The organism is Streptomyces sp. NPDC126497 (assembly GCF_040302425.1).
Lineage (GTDB): Bacteria > Actinomycetota > Actinomycetes > Streptomycetales > Streptomycetaceae > Streptomyces.
In genome coordinates this window covers 39,761-59,663 of the sequence record NZ_JBEORT010000034.1, presented here as the reverse complement: position 1 = coordinate 59,663, position 19,903 = coordinate 39,761, and the positions used below count along the sequence as shown (strand labels likewise).

At 72.6% G+C, this 19,903-nt stretch carries 21 protein-coding genes; 12 read left to right on the top strand and 9 right to left on the bottom strand.

All coding sequences use genetic code 11. The features are described 5' to 3' along the window. Nucleotides 1-116: 116 nt before the first annotated feature. Both ABTY20_RS16865 and ABTY20_RS16860 read right to left on the bottom strand, forming a co-directional pair. Nucleotides 117-692: a helix-turn-helix domain-containing protein gene (locus ABTY20_RS16865; protein ID WP_351997769.1), complete on the bottom strand. Its 576-nt coding sequence runs from the start codon at nucleotides 690-692 to the stop codon at nucleotides 117-119. Nucleotides 693-802: 110 nt separating this feature from the next. Beyond that, nucleotides 803-1,996 carry an RNA-guided endonuclease InsQ/TnpB family protein gene (locus ABTY20_RS16860; protein WP_351997768.1) on the bottom strand — a complete coding sequence of 398 codons (1,194 nt, stop codon included), beginning with the start codon at nucleotides 1,994-1,996 and terminating at the stop codon, nucleotides 803-805. A gap of 177 nt (nucleotides 1,997-2,173) precedes the next feature. Here ABTY20_RS16860 and ABTY20_RS16855 point away from each other — a divergent pair, with 177 nt between their 5' ends. From ABTY20_RS16855 to ABTY20_RS16835, 5 genes are all read left to right on the top strand, one after another. Beyond that, nucleotides 2,174-3,118, top strand: a complete 945-nt coding sequence (locus ABTY20_RS16855) for an NAD(P)/FAD-dependent oxidoreductase (protein WP_351997767.1) — start codon at nucleotides 2,174-2,176, stop codon at nucleotides 3,116-3,118. A gap of 50 nt (nucleotides 3,119-3,168) precedes the next feature. Beyond that, entirely contained in the window at nucleotides 3,169-4,707 is a 1,539-nt protein-coding gene (locus ABTY20_RS16850) for an ATP-dependent DNA ligase (RefSeq protein WP_351997766.1), read from the top strand. Continuing rightward, complete coding sequence (locus ABTY20_RS16845) at nucleotides 4,704-5,168, top strand: NUDIX hydrolase (RefSeq protein WP_351997765.1); 465 nt, start codon at nucleotides 4,704-4,706, stop codon at nucleotides 5,166-5,168. The genes ABTY20_RS16850 and ABTY20_RS16845 overlap by 4 nt, the downstream gene beginning before the upstream one ends. A 76-nt stretch (nucleotides 5,169-5,244) precedes the next feature. Then, on the top strand, nucleotides 5,245-6,630 hold the full coding sequence (locus ABTY20_RS16840; protein WP_351997764.1) for an NADP-dependent succinic semialdehyde dehydrogenase: 1,386 nt from the start codon (nucleotides 5,245-5,247) through the stop codon (nucleotides 6,628-6,630). Nucleotides 6,631-6,655: 25 nt separating this feature from the next. Beyond that, nucleotides 6,656-6,892, top strand: coding sequence for a DUF6213 family protein (locus ABTY20_RS16835; RefSeq protein WP_004991175.1), 237 nt, complete (start codon nucleotides 6,656-6,658; stop codon nucleotides 6,890-6,892). Between the two features lie 73 nt (nucleotides 6,893-6,965). On the opposite strand, the gene ABTY20_RS16830 is transcribed toward ABTY20_RS16835, so the two are convergent. Then, complete coding sequence (locus ABTY20_RS16830) at nucleotides 6,966-7,622, bottom strand: TenA family protein (RefSeq protein ID WP_351997771.1); 657 nt, start codon at nucleotides 7,620-7,622, stop codon at nucleotides 6,966-6,968. 100 nt (nucleotides 7,623-7,722) lie between these two features. Then, nucleotides 7,723-8,949, bottom strand: a complete 1,227-nt coding sequence (locus ABTY20_RS16825; RefSeq protein WP_351997763.1) for an acyl-CoA dehydrogenase family protein — start codon at nucleotides 8,947-8,949, stop codon at nucleotides 7,723-7,725. 170 nt (nucleotides 8,950-9,119) lie between these two features. On the opposite strand from ABTY20_RS16825, the gene ABTY20_RS16820 reads away from it, so the two are divergent. Then, complete coding sequence (locus tag ABTY20_RS16820) at nucleotides 9,120-9,761, top strand: TetR/AcrR family transcriptional regulator (RefSeq protein ID WP_351997762.1); 642 nt, start codon at nucleotides 9,120-9,122, stop codon at nucleotides 9,759-9,761. Between the two features lie 4 nt (nucleotides 9,762-9,765). Here ABTY20_RS16820 and def read toward each other — a convergent pair whose 3' ends face one another. Further along, nucleotides 9,766-10,311, bottom strand: coding sequence for a peptide deformylase (def, locus tag ABTY20_RS16815; RefSeq protein WP_351997761.1), 546 nt, complete (start codon nucleotides 10,309-10,311; stop codon nucleotides 9,766-9,768). Between the two features lie 146 nt (nucleotides 10,312-10,457). Between def and ABTY20_RS16810 the strand changes: the two genes are divergently transcribed. From ABTY20_RS16810 to ABTY20_RS16790, 5 genes are all read left to right on the top strand, one after another. Beyond that, nucleotides 10,458-11,696, top strand: coding sequence for a Mur ligase family protein (locus tag ABTY20_RS16810; RefSeq protein ID WP_351997760.1), 1,239 nt, complete (start codon nucleotides 10,458-10,460; stop codon nucleotides 11,694-11,696). 25 nt (nucleotides 11,697-11,721) lie between these two features. Further along, on the top strand, nucleotides 11,722-12,450 hold the full coding sequence (locus tag ABTY20_RS16805; RefSeq protein ID WP_351997759.1) for a type 1 glutamine amidotransferase: 729 nt from the start codon (nucleotides 11,722-11,724) through the stop codon (nucleotides 12,448-12,450). A 199-nt stretch (nucleotides 12,451-12,649) separates the two neighbouring features. Next, a complete protein-coding gene (locus ABTY20_RS16800; protein ID WP_351997758.1) occupies nucleotides 12,650-13,675 on the top strand; it encodes a 6-phosphofructokinase in 1,026 nt (341 codons plus the stop codon). Between the two features lie 149 nt (nucleotides 13,676-13,824). After that, nucleotides 13,825-14,775, top strand: coding sequence for a cytochrome c oxidase assembly protein (locus ABTY20_RS16795; RefSeq protein WP_351997757.1), 951 nt, complete (start codon nucleotides 13,825-13,827; stop codon nucleotides 14,773-14,775). Nucleotides 14,776-14,993: 218 nt separating this feature from the next. Next, nucleotides 14,994-15,170, top strand: coding sequence for a hypothetical protein (locus ABTY20_RS16790; RefSeq protein WP_351997756.1), 177 nt, complete (start codon nucleotides 14,994-14,996; stop codon nucleotides 15,168-15,170). 22 nt (nucleotides 15,171-15,192) lie between these two features. On the opposite strand, the gene ABTY20_RS16785 is transcribed toward ABTY20_RS16790, so the two are convergent. Genes ABTY20_RS16785 through ABTY20_RS16770 form a run of 4 tightly spaced genes read right to left on the bottom strand, consistent with a single transcriptional unit; the run spans nucleotide 15,193 to nucleotide 19,302 of the window. Beyond that, nucleotides 15,193-16,398, bottom strand: a complete 1,206-nt coding sequence (locus tag ABTY20_RS16785; protein ID WP_351997755.1) for a sensor histidine kinase — start codon at nucleotides 16,396-16,398, stop codon at nucleotides 15,193-15,195. After that, the gene (locus tag ABTY20_RS16780; RefSeq protein ID WP_351997754.1) at nucleotides 16,395-18,107 is read right to left on the bottom strand and encodes a sodium/solute symporter; all 1,713 of its coding nucleotides are present in this window, start codon (nucleotides 18,105-18,107) and stop codon (nucleotides 16,395-16,397) included. The genes ABTY20_RS16785 and ABTY20_RS16780 overlap by 4 nt, the downstream gene beginning before the upstream one ends. Before the next feature lie 18 nt (nucleotides 18,108-18,125). Further along, nucleotides 18,126-18,521 (bottom strand): hypothetical protein, encoded by a 396-nt coding sequence (locus ABTY20_RS16775; RefSeq protein ID WP_351997753.1) that lies wholly within the window; start codon nucleotides 18,519-18,521, stop codon nucleotides 18,126-18,128. 10 nt (nucleotides 18,522-18,531) lie between these two features. Next, on the bottom strand, nucleotides 18,532-19,302 hold the full coding sequence (locus ABTY20_RS16770) for a LytR/AlgR family response regulator transcription factor (RefSeq protein WP_351997752.1): 771 nt from the start codon (nucleotides 19,300-19,302) through the stop codon (nucleotides 18,532-18,534). A 77-nt stretch (nucleotides 19,303-19,379) separates the two neighbouring features. Here ABTY20_RS16770 and ABTY20_RS16765 point away from each other — a divergent pair, with 77 nt between their 5' ends. After that, on the top strand, nucleotides 19,380-19,883 hold the full coding sequence (locus tag ABTY20_RS16765; protein ID WP_351997751.1) for an Lrp/AsnC family transcriptional regulator: 504 nt from the start codon (nucleotides 19,380-19,382) through the stop codon (nucleotides 19,881-19,883). Nucleotides 19,884-19,903 lie beyond the last annotated feature (20 nt).

Genomic DNA, 19,903 nt, shown 5'->3' with positions numbered 1-19,903 from the left:
CGAAAACACCATCTGCACAAGCTTGTTGACGTCCTTCACGTGGAGGTCAACGACCCTCACGACTCTTCGTCACCACCGAATGTGAGACAGGGCCGGAAAGAAGACGGTCCCGTCCGTCACCCCCGCTTGGGCCGCGCCCGTACGTGCATCCGCTCCCCCTGCGGCCCGAACAGGCTGAGGAACTCCACGGGCCCCTCCCCCGTCGACCCGAACCAGTGCGGCACGCGCGTGTCGAACTCGGCCGCCTCCCCCGCCGCCAGCACCACGTCGTGCTCGCCGAGCACCAGCCGCAGTCTCCCGGACAGCACGTACAGCCACTCGTAGCCCTCGTGGGTGCGCGGTTCGGGTTCGAGCCGCCGCCTCGGCTCCAGCACCTTGTACGCCTGGAGTCCGCCGGGCTGGCGGGTGAGCGGCCAGTGGGTGCGGCCGTGGCGCACGATCGGCTCGGAGGCCCGGATGCGCGGATCGCCGACCGGCGGCGCGCCGACCAGCTCGTCCAGTGGCACCTGGTGGGCCTGCGCGATCGGCAGCAGCAGCTCCAGACTGGGCCTGCGCAGTCCGGACTCCAGCCGGGAGAGGGTGCTCACGGAGATGCCGGTCGCCTCGGACAGCGCCGCGAGGGTCACCTCCCGCTCCTTCCTGATCCGCCGCAGCCGGGGGCCCACTTCCGAGAGGACGTCGTCCGTAGTCATACGGATATTGCAGGTTCGGCAAAGTCATTTGTCAATGCGGCAGCGGCCGGGGGACTGTCGTGGTGGAGGTGGTCACGCTGACTTCCTCCCCTCCCGGAAGGAGGGGGCTCCTACGGCTCGCGCCGCGGGGTTTCCTGCTTCACCGCCGACTGCCCGCCCGGAGTTCTCCGTTGAGGTCTTACACCGGCTCCACAGGCCGACACCGTCAGTCCGACGGCCAACAGGTTCTGTGCCGCGTTCACGTCCCGGTCGTGGGTCGCTCCGCAGACGCAGGTCCAGGTGCGGATGTGCAGCGGCATCCTGTCCTGCAGGGCGCCGCAGGTGGAGCACAGCCGGGAGGAGGGAAAGAAGCGGTCGACCGCGATCACTTCCCGCCCGTACCAGGCGGCCTTGTACTCCGGCATGCTCCGGAACTGCGACCACGCGGCATCACCGATGGCACGGGCCAGGTTCCGGTTCTCGACCATGGTGCGTACGGCCAGGTCCTCGATCACGAGCGTTCGGTTCCCACGCACGAGTCGGGTGGTCGGCTTGTGCAGCACGTCGCGCCTGCGGTCGGCGATACGGGCGTGGATGCGGGCGACCCTGCGCCGGGCCCTGGCCCGGTTCGCCGGACCCTTCGCCTTCCGCGACAGCTCCCGCTGGGCTCTGGCCGGGCGGGCACGGTCGCGGCGCTCGTGCCTCGGGTCGGTGATCTTCTCCCCGGTGGAGAGGGTCAGCGGGTGGTCCAGGCCGACATCGATGCCGACCGCGGTATCAGTGGCGGGAAGCGGCTGGACGGTGGGGTCCTCGCACAGCGGGGACACGAACCAGCGCCCGGCCGGGTCCTGCGAGACGGTCACCGTGGACGGCTGCGCCCCCTCGGGCAGCGGCCGGGACCACACGATGTCCAGCGGCTGTGCCGTCTTCGCCAACGTCAGACGCCCGTCCCGGTGGCGGAAGCCGCTGGTGGTGCACTCGGCGGACTTGCGGGACTTCTTCCCCGACCCGAACCCCGGGTACTTCGCCCGCTTGCCGAAGAAGTGGGTGAATGCCGTCTGCAGGTGGCGCGGGCACCGCTGGAGCGGGACCGAGGAGACCTCGTTGAGGAACGCCAGCTCCTCGGTCTCCTTCCAGGCCGTCAGCATCGCCGACGTCCGGTTGCAGTTGACCCGCTCCCGCCGCGCCCACGCCTCGGTGCGGGCGGCGAGGGCCATGTTGTGGACCTTCCGCACACACCCGAACGTGCGCGACAGCTCGGCCGCCTGCGCATCGGCCGGAGGGAAGCGGTACTTGAACGCCCGCTTCACGCACCTCGTGGTCATGCCCACAAACCAACAGAGCTATTTGTGAGCATCGAATCCGCCGGTCAGAGCACGGTTTTCCACCTTGACGGCGGAACCTCGCTCCGCGTCCCGCTCCGCAGGGGTGCCGTTTCCCCCCGCAAGCGGGCGCTACCCCCACTCCCGCCTGAAGGCGGGGATATCCACGAAAGGACTCAGATGAACGAGACATTCGGAAGCGGCACGTACGACGTGGTCGTCATCGGCGGCGGGGCGGCGGGGCTCTCCGCCGCGCTGGTACTGGGCCGGGCCCGGCAGCGCACGCTGGTCGTCGACGCGGGCGAACCGCGCAACGCGCCCTCGTCGCACATGCAGGGCTATCTGTCCCGGGACGGGATGGCGCCGGCCGAGTTCCTGGCGCTGGGCCGGGAGGAGATCGCGCGCTACGGCGTGGAGTTCGTCCGAGGCCGGGTCACGGACGTCACCCGGGACGGGGACTTCACCGTCGCCCTCGCCGGAGGACCGGCCGTGCGGGCCCGGCGACTGGTCGTCGCCACCGGGCTGAAGGACGAGATGCCGGCGGTCCCCGGGGTCGCCGAGCGGTTCGGGCGGGACGTGCTGCACTGCCCGTTCTGCCACGGCTGGGAGGTGCGCGACGAACCGTTCGGCGTGCTCGCGTCGAGCGCGATGAGCGTGCACCAGGCGCTGATGGTGTCCCAGTGGTCGAAGGACGTCACCTTCTTCCTGCACGAGGTCGCCGAGGAGGAACTGTCCGACCTGGACCTGCGCCGACTGGCCGCCGCCGGGGTCGAGGTGGTGCCCGGCGAGGTCGCGGAGCTGGTGGTCGAGGACGACCGGCTCACCGGGGTGCGGCTGGCCGACGGCACCGTCCACGCCCGCTCCGTGCTCTTCGTCGGGCCGCGCCCGGTGCCGCGGACGTCCTTGCTGGAGGCGCTGGGCGCCGAGATGAACGAGACCCCGTTCGGCGCGTACCCGGTGATCGACCCGACCGGCCTGACCACGGTCCCCGGGGTGTGGGCGGCGGGCAACGCGATCGGCTTCGCCGAGCAGGTGGTGCACGCGGCGAGCGGCGGCTACCGCGCGGCGGCCGCGATCGTCGGGGACCTGCTGATGACCCGGCTGGACGCCGCGGTGAACGGGTAGGCGCCGGACGGCGGGGTGTGGAGCGCCCGTCTCCGGAGCACTATGACTGCATGCTGCTGTCCCGGCTGGCCCGTGTGTCCCAGGAGGTCGCCGCCGCCTCGGCGCGGTCCCGGAAGATCGATCTGCTCGCCGGGCTGTTCCGGGAGGCGGAGGCGGAGGACGTGCCGGTCGTCATCCCGTATCTGGCCGGCCGGCTGCCGCAGGGCAGGATCGGGGTCGGCTGGAAGGCGCTGAGCCGTCCGGTCGCCCCCGCCGCCGAGCCGTCGCTGACGGTGCGCGAGGTCGACGCGCTGCTCACCGCGCTCGGCGAGGTGTCCGGCCCGGGATCGCAGGCCGAGCGGGCCCGGCTGGTCGGCGAGCTGCTGGGCGCGTCCACCGAGGACGAACAGCGGTTCCTGTCCGGGCTGCTCACCGGCGAGGTCCGGCAGGGCGCCCTGGACGCGGTCGCGGTCGAAGGACTGGCGCGGGCGGCCGGGGCGCCCCCGGCGGACGTGCGGCGGGCCGTGATGCTGGCCGGCTCGCTCCAGTCGGTGGCCGAGGCGCTGCTCGCGGACGGCCCCGGGGCGCTGGAGCGGTTCCGGCTCACCGTCGGCCGTCCGGTGCTGCCGATGCTGGCGCACAGCGCCTCCTCGGTCGCCGAGGCGGTGGAGAAGCTGGGGGCCTGCGCGGTGGAGGAGAAGCTGGACGGCATCCGCGTCCAGGTCCACCGCGACGGGCAGACCGTGCGCGTGCACACCCGCACCCTCGACGACATCACGAGCCGGCTGCCGGAAGTGACGGCGGCGGTGCGGGAGTTGCGGGGCGAGCGGTTCATCCTGGACGGGGAGGTCGTCTCCTTCGCCGCGGACGGCCGCCCCCGCTCGTTCCAGGAGACCGCCGGACGGGTCGGCTCCCGGGTGGACGTGGCGACGGCCGCCCGGGAGGTCCCCGTCTCCCCCGTCTTCTTCGACGCGCTCTCCGTCGACGGCCGCGACCTGCTGGACCTGCCCTTCGCCGAACGGCACGCGGAGCTGGCCCGGCTGGTCCCGGAGTCCCTGCGGGTGCGGCGCACCCTCGTGTCGGGGCCCGGGGACCTGGGCGCGGCCGAGGAGTTCCTCGCCGGGACGCTGGAGCGCGGCCACGAGGGCGTCGTGGTCAAGGGCCTGGACGCCCCCTACAGCGCGGGCCGGCGCGGCGCGTCCTGGCTGAAGGTCAAGCCCGTGCACACGCTCGACCTGGTGGTGCTGGCCGCCGAGTGGGGCCACGGCCGGCGCACCGGGAAGCTCTCCAACCTGCACCTGGGCGCCCGCACCGCCGACGGCGGCTTCGCCATGCTCGGCAAGACCTTCAAGGGCCTGACCGACGCGATGCTGACCTGGCAGACCGAACGGCTGCGGGAGCTGGCGGTCGAGGAGAGCGGACACGTCGTGACGGTGCGCCCCGAGCTCGTCGTGGAGATCGCCTACGACGGCCTCCAGCGCTCCACCCGCTACCCGGCCGGCGTCGCCCTCCGGTTCGCCCGTGTGATCCGCTACCGCGAGGACAAGCGCCCCGAGGAGGCGGACACGGTCGGGACCCTGCTCGCCGCGCACCCCGGGGTACGGCCGTGAGGGGCGCCCGGAGCGCCGGGCTGCTGTTGTTCCGGCGCACCGGTCAGGGCGTCGAGGTGCTGCTCGGTCACATGGGAGGCCCGTTCTTCGCCCGGCGGGACAGGGGGGCGTGGACCGTGCCGAAGGGCGAGTACGGCCCCGGTGAGCCGGCCCGGGAGGCGGCGCGCCGCGAGTTCCGGGAGGAACTGGGGCTGGAGCCGCCGGACGGGGAGGCGCTGCCGCTCGGGGAGGTCCGGCAGTCCGGCGGGAAGACCGTCACGGCCTGGGCGGTGGAGGCGGACCTCGATCCGGCGTCGGTCGTCCCCGGCACCTTCGCGATGGAGTGGCCGCCGAAGTCGGGACGGATCCGGGAGTTCCCGGAGCTGGACCGGGTGGCGTGGTTCCCCCTGGACCGGGCCCGCGAGGTGATCATCGGTGCCCAGACCGCGTTTCTCGACCGCCTGGCGGAGCACTCGCTCTGAGGAGACCTCCCGCGTTGCGCCGCCCACCACCGCGCGGGAAGGTCGGAAGGCACAGCCCGCCCCAGGGAGGTCAGCGATGCACATCGCCACGGTGAACCCGGCGAACGGGGAGACGGTCAAGACGTACCACCCCATGGACGAGGAGGAGATCGGGCACCGGATCCAGCTCGCGGAGGCCACGTTCCGTACGTACCGGACGACCACCTTCGAGGAGCGCGCGCGTCTGATGCACCGGGCCGCCGAGATCCTCGACGAGGACCGGGACACCATCGGCCGGGTGATCACCACGGAGATGGGCAAGCCGATCACCCAGGCCCGCGCGGAGGCCGCGAAGTGCGCCAAGGCGATGCACTGGTACGCCGATCACGCGGCGCGGCTCCTCGCCGACGAGGAACCCGACGCCTCCGACGTGAAGGACTCCGGCGCCTCCCGGGTCCTGGTGCGCTACCGGCCGCTGGGCCCGGTGCTCGCCGTGATGCCCTGGAACTTCCCGCTGTGGCAGGTGGTGCGGTTCGCCGCGCCCGCGCTGATGGCGGGCAACGTGGGACTGCTCAAGCACGCCTCGAACGTGCCGCAGACCGCCCTGTACATCGAGGACCTCTTCCACCGCGCGGGCTTCACCGAGGGCTGCTTCCAGACCCTGCTCATCGGCTCCGCCGCGGTCGACGACGTCCTGCGGGACGAGCGGGTGAAGGCGGCCACCCTCACCGGGAGCGAGCCCGCGGGCCGCGCGGTCGCCTCCACCGCCGGGGAGATGATCAAGAAGACGGTGCTGGAGCTGGGCGGCAGCGACCCGTACGTGGTCATGCCCTCCGCCGATCTGGACCGGGCCGCCGAGGTCGCGGTCACCGCGCGGACGCAGAACGCGGGGCAGTCCTGCATCGCCGCCAAGCGGTTCATCGTGCACGCGGACGTCTACGACGCCTTCGCCGAGCGCTTCGTCGCGGGCATGGAGGCGCTGAGGGTCGGCGACCCGATGGACGAGGAGACCGACGTGGGCCCGCTCTCCAGCGAACGGGGCCGAACCGACCTGGAGGAACTGGTCGAGGACGCCGTCCGCGCGGGCGCCACCGTGCTGTGCGGCGGCGAGCGCCCCGACGGGCCCGGCTGGTTCTACCCGCCGACCGTCCTGGCCGGCGTCGGCCGGGAGATGCGCATCCACCGCGAGGAGGCCTTCGGTCCGGTCGCCACCCTGTACCGCGCGGCGGACGTCGACGAGGCGGTCCTGATCGCCAACGACACCGACTTCGGGCTGAGCTCCAACGTCTGGACCCGCGACGAGGCCGAGGTCGACCGGTTCGTGCGGGACCTGGAGGCCGGCAGCGTGTACGTGAACGGGATGACGGCGTCCCACCCAGCGTTCCCGTTCGGCGGGGTGAAGCGGTCGGGTTACGGACGTGAGCTGTCCGGGCACGGAATCCGCGAGTTCTGCAACATCACCACGGTTTGGCAGGGTGCGTGATGTCCGCGCGGCTACGATCCCGACTGTGAACCGCGAAGTGACTCTGCCTCTGATCGTCGACGACCGCGGGACCCTGCAGGTGGCCGCCGCCGACGTCAGCAAGCTGCTGCGTACGGTGGGCGGGCGGTGGGTCCGGCTGGTCGAGGCGGGGGAGGACGGGCTCGACGAGGACACGGTGGCCGCGCTGACCATCGAGCTCGCGAAGCTCGCCGACCGGATCGACGTGGCGTGCATCGCCCACAGCAGCGGGGGCGCGCCGTAGTCGGGTGCGGGTGGTGCGCGGCGTGTCGCGCCCGTGCGGCGGAGCCGCAGGTCGTGCCCGGCCCCGCGCCCCTTCAGGCGGGTCGCGCCAGCGCCCTCCAGAACATCGCCTCGTAGCTCTGGAGCAAACGGGCGTACTCGTGTGCCCGCCGTTCGTCCAGGCGCCCCTCGTCCATGGCCGTCCGGACCGCCTCGGTGGCCGCGCGGTCCAGGTCGGGGGACGGCTCGGCGAAGAAGTCGAAGAAGGCGCAGGCGTCGTCCCCGAAGCCGTAGTGGGTGCGCAGGGCCTTCGCGATCGTCGCGCAGTAGCCGCCCCAGGCGGAGAAGTTGACGGTCAGGGCCAGGACCGCGTCGGGCGGGTTCGCGTTGAGGGCCAGCCAGGCGACGTAGGCGGGGTAGGACTGGCAGCCCGGCAGGGGGACGTACGCGTCCGCCCGCGCCCCGTCCACGCCGCACGCGGCCGCGAAGGTCTCCAGGTGTCCCGCCGCCAGGGCCTCCCCCTCGGCCAGGGCGGTGAAGTACGCGGCCGGCTCCGGGTCGGCCCGCTCCGCCAGGTGGAGGAAGGCCCGGCGGTCCGCCGGGATCACCCGGCGCTGTTCCAGGGCGAGCGCGGCCAGGACGGCCCGGTCGGCCCCGCCGCGGGCGATGAGGGGGACCAGCGGGTTGGACCGCGGGTCCGGGGCGAGTTCCCCGGTGATCGTCTCCAGCAGGTCGCGGGCCGTGCGTGTCATCGCGTCCTCCGTCGCGTCGGTCACCCACGAGCCTTCCCCGGGAGCGGGGCGGGGGTAACCCGGCGGCGCCCGTACCGCCGGGTCGTCCGGACGGCGGGCCTCAGCGGATGGGCACGCCCGACAGGGTGCGGGCGATCACCAGGCGCTGGATCTCGCTCGTGCCCTCGAAGATGGTGTAGATCGCGGCGTCGCGGTGCATCCGCTCGACCGGGTACTCCCGCGTGTAGCCGTTGCCCCCGAGGATCTGGATCGCCTGGGCGGTGACCTTCTTGGCGGTCTCGCTGGCGAACAGCTTGGACATCGAGCCCTCGGCGGCCGTGAACGGCTTGCCGTTGACCGCCATCCAGGAGGCGCGCCACACCAGGAGGCGGGCGGCGTCGACCTGGGTGCGCATGTCGGCGAGCTGGAAGGCGACGCCCTGGTTGTCGATGATCGGGCGGCCGAACTGCTCACGCGTGGTGGCGTACTCCAGCGCGACCTCGTAGGCCGCGCGTGCGGTGCCCACGGCCATGGCGCCGACGGCGGGGCGGGACGCCTCGAAGGTGGCCATGGCGGCGTTCTTGACGCGCTCGCCGCCTTTCCTGGCCTTCTCGCGGGCGCGGGCGAGGCGCTCGTCCAGCTTCTCCTTGCCGCCGAGCAGGCAGGAACCGGGGACGCGCACGTTGTCCAGGATGACCTCGGCGGTGTGCGAGGCGCGGATGCCGTGCTTCTTGAACTTCTGGCCCTGGGAGCAGCCGGGGGTGTTCGGCGGGATGATGAAGGAGGCGTGGCCCTTGGAGCCGAGGTCCGGGTCGACGACCGCGACCACGACGTGCACGTTGGCGATGCCGCCGTTGGTGGCCCACGTCTTGGTGCCGTTGATCACCCACTCGTCCTTGGCCTCGTCGTACACCGCGCGGGTGCGCATCGAGGCCACGTCGGAGCCGGCGTCGGGCTCGGAGGAGCAGAACGCGGCGACCTTGACGTCGTTGGCGTCGCCGTACATCTGGGGGATCCAGGTGCCGATCTGCTCCTCGGTCCCGTTGGCGAGGACGCCGACGGCGGCGAGACCGGTGCCGACGATCGACAGGGCGATGCCGGCGTCGCCCCAGAACAGCTCCTCCATCGCCATGGGGATGCCGAGGCCGGTCGCGTCGAAGTACTGCTGGGCGTAGAAGTCCAGGGAGTAGATGCCGACCTTGGCGGCCTCCTGGATGACCGGCCAGGGAGTCTCCTCACGCTCGTCCCATTCGGCGGCCGCGGGGCGGATCACATCGGCGGCGAAGCCGTGCAGCCAGTCCCGCACCTCCTTCTGTTCGTCGTTGAGCTCCATGGTGAACTCGGCCATGACCCCTCCAGCGGCACACATGCATGTTACTTGCGGTAACCTCGAGTCTGTTACCGGCTGGTAGGAAAAGTCAACTCCCCGGGGCCGGCCGGTATCCCGTTCGATGGCCGGACGGCCCTCAGTGTTAGTTTGCGCAGGCGTCACCGAATCAGCACGGGTGGGGAGAGTTCATGAACACCACACAGCGGACCGATCAGCAGCGGTCCGCCGACCGACGCCGGCGCGAGCTGCTGGAGGCCGCCGACCGGGTGGTGCTGCGCGACGGCCCGCAGGCCTCGATGAACGCGATCGCCGCCGAGGCCGGCATCACCAAACCGATCCTCTACCGGCACTTCGGCGACAAGGGGGGACTCTACGCCGCCCTGGCCAAGCGGCACACCGACGCCCTGCTGGACTCGCTGCGGGCCGCCCTGGACGCCCCGGCGGACCGGCGCGAGAGGGTCGAGGCCACGCTGGACACCTACCTCTCGGCGATCGAGGCGCGGCCCCAGGTGTACCGGTTCCTGATGCACCCGGCGGAGGAGTCGCAGAGCGAGCAGGGCTTCGACGTCGGCAAGCACTCGGCGCCGCTGCTGCGGCGGATGGGCGAGGAGCTGGCCCAGGTCATCGGGGAACGGCTGGAGCTCGGACCGGGCGGCCGGCAGCTGGCCCGGGTGTGGGGGCACGGCATCGTCGGCATGATGCACGCGGCCGGCGACTGGTGGCTCGGCGAGCGGCCCTGTTCGCGGGCCGAGCTGGTGCGCAGCCTGGCGGACCTGCTGTGGGGGCGGCTGGCCGCCGCGGACGACAAGGTCGGCGGGCCCGGGTTCTGAGCGCTCACCCCGGCCTGTTCCAGGGAGCCCGGCCCGCCCGGCGCATGAGCCTGCGGTGCCGCCACCCGGTCAGGCGGTCGGCGTAGACCCGGCCCTCCAGGTGGTCGCACTCGTGCTGCAGACACCGGGCGAAGAACCCGGTGCCGTGGACGGTGACCGGTTCGCCGGTCGCCGTGAAGCCCTCGACCACGGCATGGTCGTACCGCTCCGTCCCCGCCTCCAGGCCGGGCAGGGACAGACAGCCCTCGGGACCGCGCACCACCACCCCGTCCGTCTCGACCAGCCGCGGGTTCACCACGTGGCCCAGGTGACGGACGTCCTCGTCGTCCGGGCAGTCGTAGACGAACACCCGCAGCGGTTCGCCGATCTGGTTGGCGGCCAGGCCCACGCCCCGCGCCGCGTACATGGTGGCGAACAGGTCGTCCACCAGCCGGACGAGTTCCGGACCGAAGTCGGTGACCTCCCGGCAGGGCGCGTGCAGCACCGGGTCGCCCAGCAGGGTGAGGGGCCGCACACGTCCGTGGACGCCGGGTATGGAGCCGTGTCGCATGGCGGCAAGAGTACGGTCCTTCCAGCACCGCCCGTCTCATGATGGTGCCGCTGTTCTGGAGTGCGAACGGATCTCGATAGGCTGAGGTCCCACCACGTGGCCGTCAGGCACAGATGCGGCGCGTACGCAAGGAGGATCGAGAACTGATGGCAGGCAACTCGGACCCGCTCACGCCGCGGGCCAAGCTGGCCGTGACCGCGGGCAAGGCGGTCGCGGCGGCGTCCCGCGCCGCCGGGCGCGGCAGCGGTTCGGTGATCGGCGGCCGGGTGGCCCTCAAGCTCGACCCCGATCTCCTCGCCCGGCTCGCGCAGAACCTGGACTGCGTCCTGGTCTCCGCGACCAACGGCAAGACCACCACCACCCGGCTGATCGCCGAGGCGCTGCGGGCCGCGGGGCCCGTCGTCTCCAACGCGCTCGGCGCCAACATGCCGGCCGGCATCACCTCGGCGCTGGCCGGCGGCTCGGACGCGAAGTTCGGTGTCATCGAGGTCGACGAGAAGTACCTGGCGGGCGTCGCCCGGGACACCGACCCCAAGTGCATCGCCCTGCTCAACCTCTCCCGCGACCAGCTCGACCGGGCCGCCGAGACCCGGATGCTCGCGGAGAACTGGCGCGAGGGCCTGGCGGGGACCAAGGCCGTGATCGTCGCCAACGCCGACGACCCGCTGGTGGTGTGGGCCGCGTCCTCCTCCCCCAACGTGATCTGGGTCGCCGCCGGCCAGATGTGGAAGGACGACGCCTGGTCCTGCCCGTCCTGCGGCGGTGTGATGCAGCGCCCGGGCGACGACTGGTTCTGCGGCGAGTGCGGCTTCCGCCGGCCCACCCCGAGCTGGGCGCTCTCCGGCGACCACGTGCTCGACCCGCACGGCTCCGCCTGGCCGATCCACCTCCAGCTGCCGGGCCGCGCCAACAAGGCCAACGCCGCGTCCTCCGCGGCCGTCGCCGCCGTCTTCGGGGTGCCGCCGCAGGTCGCCCTGGAGCGCATGTACCAGGTGCAGGCCGTGGCCGGCCGCTACGACGTGGTCCAGTTCGAGGGCCGTGACCTGCGTCTGCTGCTCGCCAAGAACCCCGCGGGCTGGCTGGAGACGTTCTCCCTGATCGACCCGCCGCCCACCCCGGTGATCCTCTCGGTGAACGCGCGCTCCGCCGACGGCACCGACACCTCCTGGCTGTGGGACGTCGACTACACCCGGCTGACCGGCCACCCGATCTGCGTCGTCGGCGACCGGAAGCTGGACCTCGCGGTGCGCCTGGAGGTCGCGAACCAGCAGTTCCAGGTCTGCGAGAACCTCGACCAGGCGGTGCAGCTGTGCCCGCCGGGCCGGATCGAGGTCATCGCCAACTACACCGCGTTCCAGGACCTGCGCCGCCGCGTCGGCAACTGACCCACGACACCTCAGGGGACTTGAAGTGAGCGACAACCAGCTGCGGGTCGTCTGGATCTATCCGGACCTGCTCAGCACCTACGGCGACCAGGGCAACGTCCTCGTCGTGGAGCGCCGGGCGCGGCAGCGCGGCCTGGACGTGGCGCGGCTCGACGTGCGCAGCGACCAGCCGGTCCCGACCTCCGGCGACATCTACCTGATCGGCGGCGGCGAGGACCGTCCGCAGCGGCTGGCCGCCGAGCGGCTGCGCCGGGACGGCGGTCTGCAGCGGGCGGTGGAGAACGGCGCGATCGTCTTCTCGGTGTGCGCCGGCTACCAGATCCTCGGCCACGAGTTCATCAACGACCTCGGCCAGCGCGAGCCCGGCCTCGGCCTGCTCGACGTGGTCTCGGTGCGCGGCGAGGGCGCCCGGTGCGTGGGCGACGTCCTGGGGGACGTCGACCCGCAGCTGGGGCTGCCCCCGCTGACCGGGTTCGAGAACCACCAGGGCGTCACCCACCTGGGCCCCACGGCCCGCCCGCTCGCCCAGGTGCGGTTCGGCAACGGCAACGGCACCGGGGACGGCACGGAGGGCGCGTACAACGGGACCGTCTTCGGCACGTACATGCACGGCCCGGTGCTGGCCCGCAACCCGCAGATCGCGGACCTGCTGCTGAAGCTGGCGCTCGACGTCAACGCGCTGCCGCCGACCGACGACCGGTGGTACGAGGCACTGCGCAGTGAGCGGATCGCGGCGGCGCAGCAGCCCGCCTGAGGGCTGCCCGAGCCCGTGGACGGAGGGCGTCGGACGGGCCCCGGAGGCCCGTCTGGCGCCTGCTCCGCACAGGTGAGCGGAGTAGTCCAGCAGGCGGACGCGGGATGCGGTCCGGGCCCCCGCAGCCGCTAGGGTGGCGGGGATCGAGCCGGACAGCGCGGTCCGGTCCCGGCCCTCATCGAGAAGGTTGTTTCGGGCTATGCGCATTGGTGTCCTCACGTCCGGCGGCGACTGCCCCGGCCTGAACGCCGTCATCCGGTCCGTCGTGCACCGCGCCGTCGTCGACCACGGCGACGAGGTCATCGGCTTCCGGGACGGGTGGAGGGGCCTCCTGGAGTGCGACTACCTCAAGCTCGACCTCGACGCCGTGAGCGGCATCCTCGCCCGCGGCGGCACCGTCCTCGGCTCCTCCCGGGTCCGCCCCGAGCACCTGCGGGACGGCGTGGAGCGGGCCAGGGGACACGTCCGGGAACTCGGTCTCGACGCGATCATCCCGATCGGCGGTGAGGGCACCCTGAAGGCGGCCCGGCTGCTGTCGGACAACGGCCTGCCGATAGTGGGTGTGCCGAAGACCATCGACAACGACATCGCCGTCACCGACGTCACCTTCGGCTTCGACACGGCGGTCGGCGTGGCCACCGAGGCGCTGGACCGGCTGAAGACCACCGCCGAGTCCCACCAGCGCGTGCTGATCGTCGAGGTCATGGGCCGTCACACGGGCTGGATCGCGCTGCACTCCGGCATGGCGGCCGGCGCGCACGCCGTCGTCGTGCCCGAGCGGCCCTTCGACATCGACGAGCTCACCGCGAAGGTCGGCGAGCGGTTCTCGGCCGGCAAGCGGTTCGCGATCGTGGTCGCCGCGGAGGGGGCCAAGCCGAAGGCCGGGACCATGGACTTCGACGAGGGCGGCAAGGACGTCTACGGCCACGAGCGGTTCGCCGGGATCGCCCGGCAGCTCTCCCTGGAACTGGAGTCGCGGCTCGGCAAGGAGGCGCGGCCGGTGATCCTCGGGCACGTGCAGCGGGGCGGGACGCCCACGGCGTACGACCGGGTGCTGGCCACGCGGTTCGGGTGGCACGCGGTGGAGGCGGTGCACCGTGGGGAGTTCGGGCGGATGACCGCGCTGCGGGGCACGGACATCGTGACGGTGTCCCTCGCGGAGGCGGTGGAGACGCTGAAGACGGTGCCGCAGGAGCGTTACGCGGAAGCCGAGTGCGTTCTCTGAGGCACTGACGGCACGCCGTCCGCGGCCGGCCGGCGGTTCCCCCGCGCCCCTCCGGGACGCTTGCCGCCCCCGGTGACGATCGTCGCCGGGGGCGGTTCTACCCTGGTGCGGACAGATTGCGTAGAACCTGCACGAACGGGAGCCGGTGGATGGATCACGGCGGGCACGGCACGACCATGGATCTGCCGCCGTTCACGCTGGGGCGGGGGCTCGGCTGGTCGGCGGACCCCTTCTTCCTCGTCGCCTGCCTGCTGGGGCTGGCGCTGTACGGCTGGGCCGTGGTCCGTCTCGTACGGCGCGGCGACAAGTGGCCGGTGGGGCGGACCGTCGCGTTCGTCACCGGTGTGCTGAGCATCGGGCTCATGATGTGCACCAGGCTGAACGACTACGGCATGGTCATGTTCAGCGTGCACATGGTGCAGCACATGATGATCAGCATGGTGTCGCCGATCCTGATCCTGCTCGGCGCCCCGGTCACCCTGGCCCTGCGCGCGCTGCCGCCGGCCGGACGGGGCCGCAGGGGACCGCGCGAGCTGCTGCTGATGCTGCTGCACAGCCGCTACATGCGGATCGTCACCCACCCGGTGTTCACCATCCCCCTGTTCATCGCGAGCCTGTACGCCCTGTACTTCACCCCTCTGTTCGACTACCTGATGGGCTCCGGCACCGGGCACGTCGCCATGATGGTGCACTTCCTCGCCGTCGGCCTGGTCTTCTTCTGGCCGATCATGGGCGTGGACCCGGGTCCGCACCGGCCGGGCCACCTGATGCGGATGCTGGAGCTGTTCGCGGGCATGCCGTTCCACGCGTTCTTCGGCATCGCGCTGATGATGGCGTCGACCCCGATGGTCACGACGTTCGAGAACCCCCCCGGCTCGCTCGGCATCGACGCGCTGTCCGACCAGAACGCGGCCGGCGGTATCGCCTGGGCGTTCAGCGAGGTCCCCTCCGTACTGGTGCTGATCGCGCTGCTGTTCCAGTGGTACGCCTCGGACCAGCGGCAGGCGAAGCGCAAGGACCGCGCGGCCGACCGGGACGGGGACAAGGAGCTCGAGGCGTACAACGCCTATCTGGCCTCGCTGAACGCGCGCGGGAACTGACGTCACCGCTTCCCCGGCCGCCTTGGGCGGGCGTGTTCCCCCGGCGGCGTGTGCGCGGGCTTCCGCCGCGTGACCACGGCTTCGGCCCGTCGGTCCGCGAAGCCGGGCCGTGGACCGGCGGGACCCCTGGAGAACGGACGCGGATGTCGTCGTGCGCACCGTAAAAAGGCGGAACGGGGGCACCATGGAGGGAGCCGAACCACGAGGAGGGTGCCGCGATGCCCGGTTCCACGAACGGTTCCACGTCGACGAAGACCATGGGAGCGCTCACCGTCGGCGGCCTGGTCGCCGTGACGGCGTACACGGCGGCGCTCGGCAGCAACGGCTGGCTGTGGTTCGGCTGGGTCGTCCTGGGGCTGATCACCCTGGGAATGGTCGCCACCCGCAGCGCCTGAGCGGAGCCCGGGGCGGCCGGCCTCACTTCGGGGCGAGCCGTCCCGTCAGGTGCACGCCCGGCTGGTACTTCGGCAGCCGGACGGTGATCCTCATCCCCGCGCCCACGGCGGTCTCGATGACGAGACCGTGGTCGTCGCCGTAGACCTGACGGAGCCGGTCGTCCACGTTGGACAGGCCGATGCCCCCGGTGGGGCTGACCTCGCGGGCCAGGATGCGGCGCAGCAGGCCGGGGTCCATGCCGGCGCCGTCGTCCTCGATGACGACCAGGGCCTCGGCACCGGCGTCCTGCGCGGTGATCTGGATGTGACAGGTGTCGGCCTTGCCCTCCAGCCCGTGCTTGACGGCGTTCTCCACCAGGGGCTGGAGACAGAGGAAGGGCAGCGCGACCGGCAGCACCTCGGGGGCGATCTGCAGGGTGACGGAGAGGCGGTCGCCGAAGCGTGCCCGCACCAGGGCCAGGTAGTGGTCGATGGCGTGGAGCTCGTCGGCGAGGGTGGTGAAGTCGCCGTGCCGGCGGAACGAGTAGCGGGTGAAGTCGGCGAACTCCAGGAGCAGCTCGCGGGCCCGTTCGGGGTCGGTGCGGACGAACGAGGCGATCACGGCGAGCGAGTTGAAGATGAAGTGCGGGGAGATCTGCGCCCGCAGCGCCCTGATCTCGGCCTCGATGAGGCGGGTGCGGGACTGGTCGAGGTCGGCGAGCTCCAGCTGGACGGAGACCCAGCGGGCGACCTCCCCCGCGGCCCGCACCAGGACGGCGGATTCGCGGGGCGCGCAGGCGACGAGCGCGCCGTGCACCCGGTCGTCGACGGTGAGCGGGGCGACCACCGCCCAGCGCACCGGGCAGTCGGGGGTGTCGCAGGTGAGCGGGAAGGCCTCGCCGCGGCCGGTGTCGAGGGGGCCGCCGAGCCGTTCCATGATCTCGGTGCGGTGGTGGGCGCCGGCGCCGTCCCAGACGAGGACCCGTTCCCGGTCGGTGAGGCACAGGGCGTCGGTGCCGAGCAGGGAGCGCAGTTTGCGGGCGGACCTGCCGGCGGCCTCCTCCGTCAGTCCGGCCCGCAGCGGGGGTGTGGCCAGGGAGGCGGTGTGCAGGGTCTCGAAGGTGGCGTGCTCGACGGGGGTGCCGAGCCCGGCGAGGCCGGCGGGCCGGGCGGTGCGCCGGCCGATCCAGAACCCGGCGGCCAGCAGGGGCAGGACGGCGACGAGCAGACCGGCGAGGAAACCGCTCACGCGGACACCTCCGTACGGAGTTCCTCCGGCAGGTGGAAGCGGGCCAGGACCGCCGCCGTGCCGGGCGGCACCCGGCCGGGGGTGGCCAGGGACACCAGGATCATGGTGAGGAAGCCGAGCGGCACCGTCCACAGCGCGGGCCAGGCGAGCAGGGCGTGCAGGGGTCCGTCGCCCGGGTAGCCGGCCATGGTCGCGGCGACGGCGGCGAACGCGGAGCCGCCGCCCACCAGCATCCCGGCCGCCGCGCCCGGCGGGGTCAGCCGGCGCCACCAGATGCCGAGGACGAGCAGCGGGCAGAACGACGAGGCGGACACGGCGAAGGCGAGCCCCACGGCGTCGGCCACCGGCAGCCCGCCGACCAGGAGGCTCGCCCCGAGGGGCACGGCCATCGCGAGGACGGTGCCGAGCCGGAAGTGGCGCACGCCGCGTGAGGGGAGCACGTCCTGGGTGAGCACGCCGGCCACCGCCATGGTGAGCCCGGAGGCCGTCGACAGGAACGCGGCGAAGGCGCCCCCGGCGACCAGCGCCCCGAGGAGGTCGCCGCCCGTCCCGCCGATCATGCGGCCGGGCAGCAGCAGGACGGCGGCGTCCGCGTCACCGGTGAGGGTGAGCTCGGGGGCGTAGAGACGGCCCAGGGCGCCGTAGACCGGGGGCAGCAGGTAGAAGGCGCCGATCAGGCCGAGGACGGCGACGGTGGTGCGGCGGGCGGCCACGCCGTGCGGGCTGGTGTAGAAGCGGACGACGACGTGGGGCAGTCCCATGGTGCCGAAGAAGGTGGCGAGGATCAGCCCGTACGTCGCGTACAGCGGGCGTTCCTCGCGGGACTCCGCGCGCGAGGGCGACAGGACGTCGTCGGCGCCGCGTCCGGCGGCCGGGACCTCGGCGCCCTCGGCGAAGGTGAGCCGGGTGCCGCCGTCGATGCGGTGGGGGCCGGCGGACAGGGCGATCTCGGTGCCGTCGAGGTCGCGGCCGTCCACGGTGCCGTCCACGGTGACGGTGAGCGGTCCGGCCAGCCGGAGGTCGAGGGTGTCGTCGACGCGGACCGTCCGCTGGTCGCGGAAGGCGGCCGGTTCGTCGAAGGCGTGGCTGGGGGCGCCGTCGCTCTGCCAGGCCGCGATCAGGAAGAGTGCGGGGACGAGCAGGGCGGTGAGTTTCAGCCAGTACTGGAAGGCCTGGACGAAGGTGATGCTGCGCATGCCGCCCGCGCCGACGATGACGGTCACCACGACGGCCACGATGACCCCGCCGAGCCAGTCGGGCGCTCCGGTGAGGACGGTCAGGGTGAGCCCCGCGCCCTGGAGCTGCGGCAGCAGGTACAGCCAGCCGACGCCGACGACGAGGGTCCCCGCGAGCCGTCGCACGGTCTGCGAGGCGAGCCGGGCCTCGGCGAAGTCGGGCAGGGTGTAGGCGCCGGAGCGGCGCAGCGGGGCGGCGACGAACAGCAGCAGCACCAGGTAGCCGGCGGTGTAGCCGACCGGGTACCAGAGCATGTCCGGGCCCTGGACCAGGACGAGTCCCGCGATGCCGAGGAAGGAGGCGGCGGAGAGGTACTCGCCGCTGATGGCGGCCGCGTTGAGACGGGGGCCGACGGTGCGGGAGGCGACGTAGAAGTCGGAGGTGGTGCGGGAGACGCGCAGGCCGAAGGCGCCGACGAGGACGGTCGCGAGGACCACGAGGGCGACGGCGGGAACGGCGTAGCTGGAGTTCACGGTGGTGGGGTCCCGGTCTCAGCGGTCCTCGACGAGCCGCACGAAGTCGCGTTCGTTGCGTTCGGCGCGTCGCACGTACCAGCGGGCGAGCAGGACCAGCGGGGGGTAGAGCCCGAAGCCGAGCACCGCCCACTCCAGGCGGCGGGCGTCCGGGGCGGCGGCGAAGACCAGCGGGAGCGGGCCGATGAGCAGGGCGAGGACGGCGAACACGGCGAGCCCGGTGCGCAGCTGGATGCGCATCAGGGAGCGGACGTAGGTGTGGCCGAGGGTGGTCTGCTCGTCGATCTCGGTGCGCGGGCGGTAGTAGCCGGAGGAGTGGGGGTACCACCCGCGCGAGCGGAGCCGGGCGTGGGGGAGGGCGCGGCGGGGCGGGCCGGTGACGACCACGCGGCGTTCGGTCGGGTCCTGGGGCACGCGTCCTCCCCTAGTCCGTGGTCCGGCGCATCAGCAGGTCCCGCAGTTCGCGGGCGTGCCGTCGGCTGACCTGGAGTTCCTCGGCGCCGACCAGGACGCTCACGGTGCCGGCGTCGAGCCGGAGCTCGCCGATGTGGCGCAGGGCGACCAGATGGCGGCGGTGGATGCGGACGAAGCCGCGGGAGCGCCAGCGCTCCTCCAGGGTGGACAGCGGGATCCGCAGGAGGTGGCTGCCCCGGTCGGTGTGGAGCCGGGCGTAGTCGCCCTGGGCCTCGACGTGGGTGATGTCGTCGACGGCGACGAAGCGGGTCACGCCGCCGAGCTCGACGGGTATGTGGTCGGGATCGGGTTCGTGCACGGGGATGCGCGGGGCGGTGTCGCGCGGGGTGGCGCCGCGCTGCGCGGCGGCACGGCGGACGGCTTCGGCCAGCCGTTCCCTGCGGACGGGCTTGAGCACGTAGTCGACGGCCTTGAGGTCGAAGGCCTGGACGGCGAAGTCCTCGTGGGCGGTGACGAACACGATCAGCGGCGGCCGGGCGAACCCGCTGAGCAGCCGGGCGAGGTCGAGGCCGTCGAGGCCGGGCATCTGGATGTCGAGGAAGACGACGTCGATGGCCTCCGGCCCGTCGGGTCCCGACTCCAGGGCGCGGTTGATGCGGCGCAGCGCCTCGGTGGCGTCGCCGGCGCCCTCGGCGCTGCCGACGCGGGGGTCGGCGTTCAGCAGGTAGAGCAGTTCCTCCAGCGAGGGACGTTCGTCGTCGACGGCGAGGGCGCGCAGCATGAAGGTGGAGTGTAGGGGGGATTCCCCCGTCTGGACATGCCCCGGACATGGGCGTTCGTGCTGGATACAGTGCCCGCATGAGCAGCAGGCCCGCGTCGTTCGACGAACTCGACCGGAAGATCGTCACCGCGCTGATGGCGAACGCCAGGACGTCCTTCGCCGAGATCGGCGCGTCCGTCGGGCTGTCGTCGACGGCGGTCAAGCGCCGGGTGGACCGGTTGCGCGAGACCGGGGTGATCACCGGCTTCACGGCGACGGTGCGGCCGTCCGCGCTGGGCTGGCGCACCGAGGCGTACGTGGAGGTGTACTGCGAGGGGGCGGCGCCGCCCCGGCGGCTGGCGGAGGTGGTGCGCAACCATCCGGAGATCGCCGCGGCGATGACGGTGACCGGCGGCGCCGACGCGCTGCTGCACGTGCGGGCGCGGGACGTGGAGCACTTCGAGGAGGTGCTGGAGCGGATCCGCCAGGAGCCGTTCATCCGGAAGACGATCAGCGTGATGGTGCTGTCCCACCTGCTGCCCGACAGTCCTGAGGCAGGAGTGAGTCAGCCCGCGCCGGAGGACGCACCGGACGTGCGCTGAAGGGTGGGACCGCGCAGCGT

Bases quoted from the DNA above. Each gene is read 5' to 3' on its own strand.
- def (WP_351997761.1), bottom strand. From the start codon at position 10,311: ATGCGACACGGCTCCATACCCGGCGTCCACGGACGTGTGCGGCCCCTC.
- ABTY20_RS16810 (WP_351997760.1), top strand. From the start codon at position 10,458: ATGGCAGGCAACTCGGACCCGCTCACGCCGCGGGCCAAGCTGGCCGTG.
- ABTY20_RS16790 (WP_351997756.1), top strand. From the start codon at position 14,994: ATGCCCGGTTCCACGAACGGTTCCACGTCGACGAAGACCATGGGAGCG.
- ABTY20_RS16820 (WP_351997762.1), top strand. From the start codon at position 9,120: ATGAACACCACACAGCGGACCGATCAGCAGCGGTCCGCCGACCGACGC.
- ABTY20_RS16765 (WP_351997751.1), top strand. From the start codon at position 19,380: ATGAGCAGCAGGCCCGCGTCGTTCGACGAACTCGACCGGAAGATCGTC.
- ABTY20_RS16850 (WP_351997766.1), top strand. From the start codon at position 3,169: ATGCTGCTGTCCCGGCTGGCCCGTGTGTCCCAGGAGGTCGCCGCCGCC.
- ABTY20_RS16800 (WP_351997758.1), top strand. From the start codon at position 12,650: ATGCGCATTGGTGTCCTCACGTCCGGCGGCGACTGCCCCGGCCTGAAC.
- ABTY20_RS16795 (WP_351997757.1), top strand. From the start codon at position 13,825: ATGGATCACGGCGGGCACGGCACGACCATGGATCTGCCGCCGTTCACG.
- ABTY20_RS16860 (WP_351997768.1), bottom strand. From the start codon at position 1,996: ATGACCACGAGGTGCGTGAAGCGGGCGTTCAAGTACCGCTTCCCTCCG.
- ABTY20_RS16840 (WP_351997764.1), top strand. From the start codon at position 5,245: ATGCACATCGCCACGGTGAACCCGGCGAACGGGGAGACGGTCAAGACG.
- ABTY20_RS16865 (WP_351997769.1), bottom strand. From the start codon at position 692: ATGACTACGGACGACGTCCTCTCGGAAGTGGGCCCCCGGCTGCGGCGG.
- ABTY20_RS16830 (WP_351997771.1), bottom strand. From the start codon at position 7,622: ATGACACGCACGGCCCGCGACCTGCTGGAGACGATCACCGGGGAACTC.
- ABTY20_RS16825 (WP_351997763.1), bottom strand. From the start codon at position 8,949: ATGGCCGAGTTCACCATGGAGCTCAACGACGAACAGAAGGAGGTGCGG.
- ABTY20_RS16770 (WP_351997752.1), bottom strand. From the start codon at position 19,302: ATGCTGCGCGCCCTCGCCGTCGACGACGAACGTCCCTCGCTGGAGGAA.
- ABTY20_RS16855 (WP_351997767.1), top strand. From the start codon at position 2,174: ATGAACGAGACATTCGGAAGCGGCACGTACGACGTGGTCGTCATCGGC.